This is a genomic window from Mycobacterium sp. (assembly GCF_049278535.1).
Lineage (GTDB): Bacteria > Actinomycetota > Actinomycetes > Mycobacteriales > Mycobacteriaceae > Mycobacterium.
Map to the genome: position 1 here is coordinate 1 of NZ_JBAPMI010000141.1, position 12,340 is coordinate 12,340.

The 12,340-nt window shown below is 63.0% G+C and carries 10 protein-coding genes and 2 pseudogenes; 10 read left to right on the forward strand and 2 right to left on the reverse strand.

What is annotated here, in order from left to right; translation table 11 throughout:
* Both WAO18_RS09070 and WAO18_RS09075 read right to left on the reverse strand, forming a co-directional pair.
* Positions 1 to 767 (reverse strand): annotated as a pseudogene (locus WAO18_RS09070) (hypothetical protein); the annotation flags it as partial.
* 446 nt (positions 768 to 1,213) lie between these two features.
* Positions 1,214 to 2,740, reverse strand: coding sequence for a serine hydrolase domain-containing protein (locus WAO18_RS09075; protein ID WP_422205714.1), 1,527 nt, complete (start codon positions 2,738 to 2,740; stop codon positions 1,214 to 1,216).
* A 700-nt stretch (positions 2,741 to 3,440) separates the two neighbouring features.
* On the opposite strand from WAO18_RS09075, the gene WAO18_RS09080 reads away from it, so the two are divergent.
* From WAO18_RS09080 to msrA, 10 genes and pseudogenes are all read left to right on the forward strand, one after another.
* Entirely contained in the window at positions 3,441 to 4,556 is a 1,116-nt protein-coding gene (locus WAO18_RS09080; RefSeq protein WP_422205699.1) for a glycosyltransferase, read from the forward strand.
* A 44-nt stretch (positions 4,557 to 4,600) separates the two neighbouring features.
* Positions 4,601 to 5,578: a glycosyltransferase gene (locus WAO18_RS09085; RefSeq protein WP_422205715.1), complete on the forward strand. Its 978-nt coding sequence runs from the start codon at positions 4,601 to 4,603 to the stop codon at positions 5,576 to 5,578.
* A complete protein-coding gene (locus WAO18_RS09090; RefSeq protein WP_422205701.1) occupies positions 5,575 to 7,071 on the forward strand; it encodes a glycoside hydrolase family 130 protein in 1,497 nt (498 codons plus the stop codon). Before WAO18_RS09085 ends, WAO18_RS09090 begins: the two co-directional genes overlap by 4 nt.
* A 16-nt stretch (positions 7,072 to 7,087) precedes the next feature.
* Entirely contained in the window at positions 7,088 to 7,504 is a 417-nt protein-coding gene (locus WAO18_RS09095) for a hypothetical protein (RefSeq protein WP_422205702.1), read from the forward strand.
* 83 nt (positions 7,505 to 7,587) lie between these two features.
* Complete coding sequence (locus WAO18_RS09100; RefSeq protein ID WP_422205704.1) at positions 7,588 to 8,607, forward strand: virginiamycin B lyase family protein; 1,020 nt, start codon at positions 7,588 to 7,590, stop codon at positions 8,605 to 8,607.
* Between the two features lie 87 nt (positions 8,608 to 8,694).
* Positions 8,695 to 8,979: pseudogene (locus WAO18_RS09105) on the forward strand (serine/threonine protein kinase); the annotation flags it as partial.
* A 220-nt stretch (positions 8,980 to 9,199) separates the two neighbouring features.
* Positions 9,200 to 9,823 (forward strand): GNAT family N-acetyltransferase, encoded by a 624-nt coding sequence (locus WAO18_RS09110; RefSeq protein WP_422205706.1) that lies wholly within the window; start codon positions 9,200 to 9,202, stop codon positions 9,821 to 9,823.
* A gap of 448 nt (positions 9,824 to 10,271) precedes the next feature.
* Complete coding sequence (locus tag WAO18_RS09115) at positions 10,272 to 11,042, forward strand: SDR family NAD(P)-dependent oxidoreductase (protein ID WP_422205708.1); 771 nt, start codon at positions 10,272 to 10,274, stop codon at positions 11,040 to 11,042.
* 73 nt (positions 11,043 to 11,115) lie between these two features.
* Positions 11,116 to 11,604, forward strand: a complete 489-nt coding sequence (gene msrB / locus WAO18_RS09120; protein WP_422205710.1) for a peptide-methionine (R)-S-oxide reductase MsrB — start codon at positions 11,116 to 11,118, stop codon at positions 11,602 to 11,604.
* Entirely contained in the window at positions 11,601 to 12,158 is a 558-nt protein-coding gene (gene msrA, locus WAO18_RS09125) for a peptide-methionine (S)-S-oxide reductase MsrA (protein WP_422205712.1), read from the forward strand. The genes msrB and msrA overlap by 4 nt, the downstream gene beginning before the upstream one ends.
* The last annotated feature ends 182 nt before the right edge of the window (positions 12,159 to 12,340 follow it).

Sequence of the window (12,340 nt, forward strand, 5' to 3'; positions counted from 1 at the left end):
TCGGTGGCTGCGGCGCTGTGATCGGCGCCCATCACGGTCGGATCTGCCGATACTCCCGCAGGATCGGCACCGAGCTCGGAAAACCCGCTATCCGAAGCACTTCCGGCGTTGCCGCCGTTGCCCATGATCCAGCCGGCATCACCGCCGTTGCCGTCCGGCCCGTAGCCGTTACCGCCATCACCGAACAACAACCCGGCATTGGTGCCATCGGGATTAGCGGCATTGCCATCAGTGCCGTTGCCGATCAGGAAATGCCCCGACACATGGTTCACGAAATCATCCACTCGGGTTCCGAATGGGCTGTCGATCCAGCGCTCCATATCGGCATGCAACAGCGGGTACACGTTGTCGTTGAACCACTCGCCATGCCCCCAAGACGCCACCAGCGGATCCGACGCTGCCTGCAACGGACCCGCCACATCGGTGACCGCTCCGACATCCAAACCGCCGGTCACATCCACACCCGACAACACCGCCGACGGATCCACCACCGCACCCACATCCACACCGGCCAACACAGAGGCGGGATCCACCACACCGCTCAGATCCACACTCGACAACACCGCAGCCGGATCCAGACCCGCCAGAGCATCCAGACCCGTGCTGGGATCGATCGCCGAGACCACATCGCCCACCCCGGCCAAGGCCTGCTGCAAAGGCTGCGTGATCGGATCCACCACCACATCCAGAATGTCGGCATGCGCCGACGGGGCACCGGCCAGCGGACCCAGGCCGAATCCCAACGCCGCTCCGGCAGTGGCAATCACGCCCGCTAGCCGACGCGGGCGTGCAAAGGCGTGGTGCGACCGGCCTTTTGCCGCGGTGCTGTGCCAACGAGCCATTAGTGAACCTCTCCGACGGAGACCAGACCAAACCAAGCTTCCTTAAGTCTTCCTAACGAAAAACTCAGGAAAATCTTGGGCAAGGCTACGTCGGTCGCCGGCTACCGCGATACAGGGAAATCCCTGTAATCCGTTCCTGGCGATTACCCTTGACGCCGTCAAGACCCGAAAATGAAACCGCAGGTAATGCGTGGGAACGAATCGGAACGAGACGAGCCGGAACCGCAGCTCAATCACGTTTCTAGCTGGTCAGAGCAGGGGTTCGAGTCCCCTTAGCTCCACGAGAAACAATGCAGTTCACAGCCGGTCACCGACCACGCGGCACTCCCTATGTCGAATGCGGCGCGATTTCGTGAACGATGACGCACTGCTCAGCGCAGGGCCTGGGCTGCCGCCGTAGCCACGTCACCTCGCAGATAAGCGATCGGTGGATCGTCTCGCGGATCGATGGCGCTCGTGAACAGAATGACGTAGGTATCCGAGCCCGGGTCCATCCACAGCGAGGTTCCGGTAAAGCCTGTGTGGCCGAAGCTGCCGATGGGAAAAATCATGCCTCGCGTTCCAGAATAAGCGGTATCGATATCCCAGCCGAAGCCACGCAGGTTTTGTCCCCTGATCGCCGGATAGCGCGGAGCGAGCATTGGATCATATGTGTTTGGCGTCTTGGCGATGGCTTCTCGGGAGGCATCGTTGGCTGCTTCAAGTTGTTGAGCGGCATGTCCGGGCTGCTCTGGAGTTGTCATCAACGCCAGCGTCGCCTGCTTCAGCGGAAACCTGCTCGGGCGGTCCGCGAGCCGATCAAGCAGCGCCTGCGCATACAGGCTGAGATCGTGCGCCGTCGAGAACACACCGGCATGCCCGGCGACTCCCCCCATGCGGCGCGTCGTCGGGTCAAACACAACGCCCCGCAATAGTGCATCAAAATCAGGATTCTTGCCCGGATCGTTTCTGCTTTCGTCGTCATGTGTCGTCGGTGCGGTGCGCGGCAACAGTCTCGTGCTCCACGTACCCGCAGGACAATCGCCCGGCATGCGGCCTATCGGCGCAGGCGCCCAGGCAATCGCAGAGCCTCGCATCACGTGTGGACCACATGCTTTGGCCGGGGGAAGGTAGCGGGTTTCTTCCATGCCTAGGGGCCCAAATACGTTGTGCTGAACGTAAACGTCTTCTGGCGCGCCGGTAAGTTTCTCGATCAGCGCGCCAAGCAGAATGAAGTTGATGTCGGCGTAGTTGAAATACTCCCCGGGAGGCGACTCCAGCGGCGTGGTGAGGGCACGGAGAATGCCTTCTGGTTTATCGGCTCTGGCCAGTCCCCACGGATCGTCGAGGCGTACGTCTTCGGGTTCGCCTGAAGTGTGCGTCAGCAACATGCGAACCGTCACCTTTGCACGCCGAGCATCGTTCCCCATGTTGAAGTCGGGCAGATACTTCTGCAGGGGGTCGTCGAACGCAACCTTGCCTTGTTCGTAAAGCTGCATAACCGCGGTCGCCGTTGCGAGGCACTTCGTCAACGACGCGATGTCGAAGATGGTGTCCTCGGTCATCGGCTCCGCAGGTGCGGGCGATCCATCCAACCCCGGTTCGCCGGCAAGTTTGCGCGAGCCATAAGCCTGATGGAAGACGACCTTGCCACCATGCCCGATCACCACCACGCCACCTGGCGCCGTATGTGCCGCAATCGCATCGTTCATCAGCTTGGAGACCGTTGCGAAGTCCGGTGCGGGAGCCGCATCCGGCGCCGGCGAGGCAGGCGCGGGAACCGCAACCAACGCCGGCGGAAGCGCGGGAACCGCGACTAGCGCCGGCGTTGTCTGCGCGCTGTCCCTTAGCCAAGTGTGCGCTGCATAGCCACGCGAGGAAGCCGCCGCGAGGGTAAGCAAGACAATTCCAACAGCAATTGCTTTTCGTACAGATGGCACCGTTACCTGCTTGTGCTCCGCCGAACGGCTGGCCTGTGCGACTGGAGCGCCGCACCTGTTGCAGGACCGTGAGTCCGGCGGCAGTTCGGTGCCACAAGGCCCGCACCGGAACTCTGTTGCGGTCATTTGGTCGCCGTGGGTATGGCCCCGCGGTCGTGATGAACATCGGTCACGCCAACATCGTGTCACCACAGCCAGCCAGCATGGGTCATATCGCCGCTGTGATCCGGCGCGCGGGTAGCGCGCGATGCAAACGCCGCATCAAGACCTCGCCAATTTGGTGGTGACGTCGTCAACGGGTCTTGACGCCGTCAAGACCCGAGAACGAAACCGCAGGTAACGAGTGGGCTGGAATCGGAACGAGGCGGAACCAAACAGCAGCTAAGACTGCGTTGTGCCTGGTCAAAGACGGGGGTTCGAGTCTCCTTAGCTCCACCAGAAAATTGCTTTCTTCGACCTCAGCACGCCGACGATCACGCCTTTCGGCCGGGCAGGGTGTAGCGTCAGGGGTGCTGGTGTTCCCAGCCCATCCGGAATGGCTCAGCTTCTGATGCTGATCTGCCCGAGCATCCGCTCACGCCGGAAACCTCGTTTTTACCGCTCAGTCGGGATAAATTTGAATGCTCCATCGTTGTTTCAGCCATTAGTTGCTCCCTTTGGAATGCAACACTTTTCGTACATGCCGCGCTTTTGCATCCTCGGGACCTACTCGCCGACACCTTGCGGCCTGGCGACCTTTAGCGCGGCCCTGGCGAACGAATTGACAGCCAGAGGCGCCGACGTCAACGTCGTCCGCATCGCCGACGGGGATGTCTCCGAGGACCCCAACGTCGCCGGCGAGCTCGTCAACGGCTCAGCTTCGTCCGTAGAGGCAACCTCCGAGCTGCTCAACCAGAGCGACGTTGCCATCATCCAGCACGAATACGGCATCTATGGCGGTCCCGACGGAGACGAAGTCGTCCAGATCATGGCTCGATTGCGCGTCCCGTCGATCGTCGTCGTTCACACGGTGCTCAAACATCCTACGCCACACCAACTTTCGGTGCTCGAATCGGTGATGGCATTGGCCGGTCGAGTGATCGTGATGTCGGAGGTGGCCCGCCAACGTCTGTGCGCAGGCTTCGCCGTCGACGATCACAAGGTCACCGTCATTCCGCACGGCGCGGCACTTCCCAGCACCAACGGCGTGCAGCATCCCGACCGGCCGACCATCTTGACCTGGGGCCTGCTGGGACCGGGCAAGGGCATCGAGCGGGTCATCGGCGCTATGGCTTCGCTCAAGAGCCTGCCCAACCCGCCGCGGTACATCATCGCCGGCCGCACTCACCCCAAGGTCCTCGCCGCGCAGGGGGAAAAGTATCGCGAAGCACTTGTCGCGCAGGCGAAACGCCTCGGCGTCGCCGATTCGGTGTCCTTCGACGCCGTGTACCGCACCCCACAAGAGCTCACCGCGCTCATCCAGACGGCCACCGTCGTCGTCGTGCCCTACGACTCGAAGGACCAGGTCACCTCCGGTGTGCTAGTCGACTCCCTTGCGATTGGCCGCCCGATTGTCGCCACCGCTTTCCCCCACGCGGTCGAGGTCCTCGGCAACGGCGTGGGCACTGTCGTCGCTCACGAAGATCCCGACGCATTGGTCGCAGCGCTGCGCCAGCTCTTGACCGATCCGCACGCCGCCGATTCCATGGCCACCAAAGCCCGCGGGCTGGCCCCGACGATCGCCTGGCCCGTCGTAGCCAACGCCTACGTCGGCGTGGCGCAACGGCTGCTGGCCAGTCAATCGGCACTGACGTGACCGGCGGCGCCGCGCCCACCCCGGTGTTCGCACACCTGTTGCGAATGACGAACCATCGCGCCACCTTCGAGCACGCCTGCATGACCGAGCCCCGCCGTGAGCACGGGTACTGCACCGATGACATGGCCAGGGTGCTCGTCGTCACCACCCGCGAGCCCGACCCGCCGGGTGCCGTGAAGGGCCTTGCCGGCAAGGCTCTGCAGTTCTTGAACGACGCCCAGTCCTACAACGGCGCCTGCCGCAACCGGATGGACCACGCCGGACATTGGACCGACCAACCCAGCACGGACGACCACTGGGGCCGCTGCATGTGGGGGCTCGGTACCGCCGCCGCCCACAGCGGTGTCAGCCTGGTGCGCCGACTGGCCGTGATTCAGTTCGAGCGCGCTGCCAAGGCCAGGTCGCCGTGGCCACGGGCGATGGCGTTCGCGGCCGTCGGCGCCGCCGAACTCCTCAGCGTCGAGCCCGGCGATTCCGCGGCCCTGCGACTCCTCGCCGACTACGCAGCCACCGTCGCGAGACCGAATACCAAGTCCGACTGGCCATGGCCCGAGCCAAAACTCGACTACGCGAATGCGATTCTCCCCGAGGCGATGATCGCCGCGGGCGTCGCGCTGGACGACCCGGACTTGAAACAGGGTGGCCTGGATCTGCTGGAGTGGCTGCTGGACTACGAAACGATTGACGGCCACCTGTCACCCACCCCCGCGGGCGGCCGGGGACCGCAGGACAGTCGGCCGGGCTTCGACCAGCAGCCGATCGAGGTGGCCACCCTCGCCGACGCCTGCGCACGCGCCGCAGCCGCCGATCCGCGCGCGCTCTGGTTGGAAGGGGTCCGGTCGTGCGCCGCCTGGTTTCAGGGCGCCAACGACTCCGGGTTGCTCATGTGGGACACACAGACCGGTGGTGGTTTCGATGGGTTGCTCGCCGACTGCGTCAACCTCAACCAGGGTGCTGAATCGACCCTTGCGGTGATCTCCACCCTGCAGCACGCGCAGCGCTTTTCGCTGGTCCCACAATGACTTTGATGCGCACCGGGCTCGTCACCCGCGACCCTCACCGGGTTGCGGCTAATCCGGCCCGGGTGATCACCCGGCTCTTCGTGCCCGGGCAGGAGGGCTTCGAGCTTCAGGAGTCCCGAGCGGGATTGGTGCTCAAGCGGATTCTCGCCCTGTCCGACGACGACGTTCAATCGTCCCTGGACGACGTCATCACCCGCTTCGACGGACGCCACCGTGACTTGGCGGGCACCTTCCGTCGGCACGCCCACGAGCTCGCCGACCGCCTGGATCCGGATGTCCAACTCTCCGATGCGCGAACACTGTTGCTGGGAGCAACCTTTAGCAGCGAGTACGCCATCGAGGGGGCGGCGCTCTGCAACCCCAGCATTGTGGCCCACCCTGACCAGACCGACACGGCGGCAGGCAGCCTGCGATTCGTGATGAGCGTGCGCGGGATCGGGGAAGGACACCGCTCGTCCATCGGGTTCCGCACCGGTGTCGTCGACGCCGCGGGCCGGGCCACGATCGACGAGCCGTCGCGCTTCGCCGCCACCGGAAGCGTGTCGGGCGCGCTGCTCGACGCCGCGGTGTTCCGAGGCGAACTCGGCCGCATCGGCAATGCCGGCGAGGCCGCGAACTACGTCTTCAGTGCGCTCGGCGACCGCTTCACGCGATCGGACCTCGACGCGCAACTCGGCAAGCTCCGGGCCAACCTGAGTACCCGCGGACACGGAGAGCGCGCAGTCGCTCTGATCCGCGCGATCGCCGCGCGGTCCTATGCCGTTGAATTCCCCAGCACCGTAACGATTTCCGAACGCGTGCTGTGGCCTTCGATGGAGGCCGAGCAGGCCGGCATTGAGGACGCCCGCTTCGTCCGCTTAGCCGACGACGACGGCTCGGTCAACTACTACGCCACCTACACGGCGTACAGCGGATCCCACATCAGCCAACAACTGCTCAAGACCAAGGACTTCCAGTCCTTCACCTCCGGGCCGCTCGTCGGAAAGGCCGCGGCAAACAAGGGTTTGGCCTTGTTCCCCCGACGAATACACGGTCGCTACGCCGCCATGTCGCGATCGGACCGCGAGACCAACACCGTCGCCTTCGCCGACCATCTGGCGGTCTGGACGGGCGCGTCGCCCTGCCAGCAGCCGGCCGAGCCATGGGAAGCGCTGCAACTCGGAAATTGCGGGCCGCCAATCGAAACCGACGCAGGGTGGCTGGTGCTTACCCACGGCGTCGGACCCATGCGCACGTATAGCATCGGCGCGATTCTGCTTGACCTCGACGATCCGACCCGGGTGCTCGGTCGGCTACGACACCCCTTGCTCTGCCCCGCCCACGACGAACAGAACGGCTACGTGCCCAACGTCGTCTACTCGTGCGGCGCGCTCGTTCACGCCGAGACCCTGGTAATCCCGTACGGGATCGCCGACGGCGCCATCGGCATCGCCACCGCGCCACTTCCGCAGCTGCTGGACACGATCGTTCAGCAACCAGATCACCCGAGATGAGGTCACCATCAGCACGATGAGAAACTCCAGCGACAGAACGCATAATCCGCTCGGCGAGTACGTCCTGCACATGGGCGCGGGATTCGTCGCCAAGGAACGCCCGCACGTGCTGGAGGCGTTGGCTACGCTTGGGCCGCATCTGGGCCGGTGGGATCCGTATGACATCAGCCTGGAAGTCTCGTTGCAGGACCGCGGCCGCAAGGAACAGCGCGTCACACTGCGGACGACCTTGCCTGGTCTCCCATCGCTCGTGGCCGTCGCCGACAACGTCGACATCACGTGCGCCCTTCACGAAGCCAAGCATGAGTTGATCCGGCAGCTCGAACACCAGAAGTCGGCGCGCGAACCCATGCACAATCGCAAGCTCGGCCGCGACACGATCCGCCACCCAGACACCTCGGCACGGGGGCATCGCATCCCGCCTGGACCGTAGTCGCACGAGTGTCGCCTGCCCCGTGCTCGCAGGGTTGTCGAAAGCTGGTCGTACAGCACCACAACCGCGTATTTTGCCGATACGTGAGCAATGCCGGTTTGCGCAGGGGTCTCATCGCCATTTTTGTGCTGACCATTGCGCTGACGGCCTTTCCGTCCTGCACGCGTTCCATTACGGGCTCACCCGTGGCCGATCCGGAATTCCTCCGACCAGCCGTGCAGCTACCCGGCTCCGCATGGCCAAGGTTTCTCATATTTTCCAAAGATGGTTCGTTGTGGGTGACGGAGAGTTCTGAGAACGCAGTCGCCCAGATCGATCGGCACGGCAACGTCACGCAGCACCGAATTCCGGGTAATGAAAGCAACCCATCAGACATCGTCGACGCACCCGATTCGATGATCTGGTTCCAAGGCTTCGAGATGATCGGGCGCATCGACCACGACGGCAACGTCACCGGATGGCGCTCCGTCAGTGGGGATCAGCGCGTCGGCCTGCCGGGCGCGATGACGGTGGGTCCAGACGGTGCCATCTGGTTCACTGACGAGTCGGTGCCCCCGCGGATTACCCGCGTTACCAGTGACGGCAATTTTCGAAGTGTTTCGTTGCCGGCAAGTTCGAGTGGCCTGACGATGTCCGGTATCACTTCGGGCCCGGACGCTGCCGTGTGGTTCACCGAGTCGTCAGACACCCCGGACGCCCCTGTGAGCGCCATCGGACGGCTCGGCACTGACGGTCGCTACGCGCAGTTCCCAGTTCCAACCGCGCGGTCCTTACCGAAGCGCATCACAGCCGGTCCCGACGGTGCGCTGTGGTTCACGGAGCGATCCGCGCACCGCATCGGGCGGATATCGATTGCCGGAAGTATCGCTGAGTATGCTTTGCCGCCGGGGACCAGCCCCTTCAGCATCATTGCGGGCCTAGATGGAGCCATGTGGTTTACCACCGATAAAGGCATAGGTCGGATCAGCACGACCGGTGAGGTGAAGCTAGTCGATCTGCCGAAGGCGGCGCAGATAGTCGGTATTGCCAGCGCATCGGACGGAACGTTTCGAATGGCGGATGCGAAGGGAAGCGGGATTTGGGCTTTCGACGGCCGCATCTGACGTGGCCAAGGCGACGGTTGCCGGCCGACATCGTAGTTGCCCAGCACGTGCGCCGACTTAATTGACCGTCGGCGAGATGTCGCAGACTACGTCACCGACAGTAACCGGGTCGTGAAACTCGCTGCCGGGGCCAACGCCCAAACTGTCGTGCCGTTCGTCGGCCTCGGCGCCTCGTGTGCGGTCGCGGTGGACACCGCCGGTGACGTCTATGCCGCCGACGGCGCCCACAAGAGGGTCGTGGAGTTGACAGCCGGGTCGAACATTCAAACTGTCCTGCCGTTCGTCGGCCTCGGCGATCCGCGGGCGGTAGCGGTCGACACCGCAGGCAACGTCTATGTCGCCGACCGCGCCAACTACCAGGTGCTGAAGCTGGCCGTGCACTGAGGCGCCGGGGTGCCCTCGACGATCTTGATCGGCGCGGCGAACAAGACGGAACGAAACAGCAGTTCGGACTGCGTTTTACCTGGTCAAAGCAGAGGTTCGAATCCCCTTAGCTCCACCAGAAAACAGCAGGTCAAAGCTTCAAAAGCCTCTGCATTAGCAATTGCCGAGTGGTCTACGATTTGGGTGAACTCGTCCAAGTATGTGTGACATGAACCCAGGAGGCGACTTGGTTGAGCATCGCCATGTCGAATGGGACTCTGACACGCGACGCATCGTGACGGCCCGACTCCTATTGCGCCGGTGGCAACTCGACGACGATCTCGCCGCCTATGGGATATACGGGGCGCCGGAGGTTTCGCGTTGGCTGTGTCCGGCGCTGCCGTTGATCACCGACGACGCGTCCATGCGCCAACTGCTTGGCACATGGATCGCCGAAAGCGACGCGGCCGGGCTGCCCCTGGGCCGATGGGCGATTACCGATAGAGACTCTGGCCACCTGATCGGGGGAGTGGCACTGCTTCCACTTCCACCTGGCCGCACCGATCTCGAGATCGGATGGCAGGTTGCGCCGACGCTGTGGGGTCACGGCTATGGTGCGGAAGCCGGTCATGCGGTAGCCCATCAAGCATTCACAAATGTTGGTGTCAGTGAGGTCTTCGCCGTCGTGCGGCCAGGCAATCATCGCGGGGTGGCTACGGCGCGGCGAGTCGGCATGGAATGGGTCGGCGAGACCGACAAGTACTACAACCTGACTCTTGAGATCTACCGTCTGAGCAAAGCAGATTTGGATCTGCCAGAGCCGGCCTGTGCACCGCCGCCGGGATCGCACTAGCCCCCAAATACCGCAGCGGGTCGGCCTCTCGGCAGGGCGAAAGAATCTGCCAAAACTTTCGCGCTCACATCGGCTTGACTGTGGAGGCGATCAATCGACTTCGCGGATCAGCGAGTCTTGATCGGCAAGTAATACGTGATCTGCGGGCCGCTGAAACTGCGACTGCCTTAAGGGTATTCGCGAGCTGCGCTGCTCAGGTGTGATCGACGACGGACACCGGCAGGGCTCTGGGTGTCAGAGTTGGCCCCGGCGCCCTGCCAGAACTCACCCGGGTGAAACAACGTTGGGGTGATGACGGCTCACCCCGCCGGGCAGCAGACTGACGCCAGTTAAACGTCGACAGGCTTCGCGCCGGGTGTCGTCGCAAAGGCTACAAGTCTTCTTGCCGGACAAAGGTGGAAATGCCCCAGCAGGAGTCGTCGAAAATTATCAGCAGAAGGGACTCACCATGCACTTCGATTCCAAGAAGGTCATCGTCGTCGGAGGCAGCGCCGGTATGGGCCGGCAGGTCGCCGTTGATATCGTGCACCACGGCGGCAGCGCGGTGATCGTCGGCCGGTCGAAAGACCGTGTTGATGACACCGTGACCGAATTGACCGACGCGGGTGGCCAAGCGTGGGGGATCGCTGCCGAGTTGACCTATCGCAGCGCGGTCGCCGATGTTCAGCGTGCGGTTGCCGAGCATCACGGCGATGCGACCCTGTTGGTCAACGCGGCCGGATTCTTCATCCCGAAGCCGTTTCTCGAGTACGACGCGCTGACCTATGACTCGTACATGGAGCTCAACTATGCGCTGTTCTTCCTGACGCAGACCGTCGTTGCGGGCATGATCGCCCGCGGCGAGGGCGGGTCCATCGTCAACATCGGCAGCATGTGGGCGCATCAGGCCATCGGTCTAACTCCATCGTCGGGATACTCGATGCAAAAAGCCGGCCTGCATGCGCTGACCCATAACCTCGCCATCGAGCTTGCCGGGCACAAGATCCGCGTCAACGCTGTGGCACCGGCCGTCGTCAAGACCCCGCTCTATGAGGGCTTCATCCCCAAAGACGAGATTGACGCCACCTTAGACACTTTCGCGCCGCTTCATCCACTCGGACGAGTGGGCACTCCGGCTGATGTGGCCAACGCGGTGACGTATCTGCTGTCTGACGCGGCCAGCTGGGTCACCGGCGCGATTCTCAACGTCGACGGCGGCATCATGGCCGGCCGCAATTAACCCAACACTGACGCGAGACTTACCGAAATGCCAAGCGCACCAACATAAAGTCTGCGCGAACGAAGGAGACCAAGTGTCACACCAATACAGCAGGAACCCTGCCACGGTCGACGCGCTAAGCGCCGAGCAATACCACGTCACCCAGGAGAACGGCACGGAGCCTCCGTTCACCGGCGAGTATTACAACAACCATGAAGCCGGCATCTACGTTGACATTGTTTCTGGCGAACCGCTTTTCGCCTCGGTGAACAAATTCGACAGCGGAACTGGCTGGCCCAGCTTCACCCAGCCCATCAAAGCTGACAGTGTTATTGAGAAGCGTGACCGCGGCCACTTCATGGACCGGGTCGAGGTGCGATCAACCCACGCCGATAGCCATCTGGGACACGTATTCCCGGACGGACCAAGAGAGGCGGGTGGCTTGCGCTACTGCATCAACTCGGCATCACTGCGATTCATCCACCGCGATGACCTGGAAGCCCAGGGTTATGGGCAATATGTGGGTTTGTTCACGAAAGATGTATCGGAGCAACACCAAAGTGTAGGCGAGCAGCAATCATGAATGACCACAACAAGATCGCGATTCTCGCCGGCGGGTGCTTTTGGGGCATGGAGGACTTGTTCCGGGAACAGCCCGGCGTGGTGTTCACCCGTGTCGGCTACACTGGCGGCAGCAACACGCATCCCACCTACCGGAACCATCCCGGTCACGCCGAGGCCCTCGAAATCACCTACGACCCAGACGAGACCGATTACCGGACACTGCTGGGCTTCTTCTTCCAGATCCACGATCCGACCACCAGGAACCGTCAGGGCAACGATGTCGGGACCAGTTACCGGTCAGCAATCTTCTACCTGGACGACGAACAAAAGCAGATCGCATTGGACACCATCGCCAGCATTGAGGATTCAGGGCGGTGGCCTGGCACAGTCGTCACCGAGGTGAACCCGGCCGGCGAATTTTGGGAGGCCGAACCCGAGCACCAGAACTACCTGCAACGCTACCCATCTGGCTACACCTGCCACTACATCCGCCCCGAGTGGAGGTTATCCGACCGCAGTGACGGTGCCGGCGCGGGCGCAGCAACCGTAGAACATGCCAAGCCCACTCAATAACGACATGGGGTCGACAACACAGGACAAGGACCCGACAATTGCATCCGAGTGGCAGGTGCTGTTGAGCGCGTACGCGCCGTTGTTGTGCTATGGCGCAGCATGTGCCGCAGGATGGGTTATACCGCGGATCAGGAATTGGCGAGCGGTGGTGACCCGATGACCCAGAACCCGAATCTGGCTGC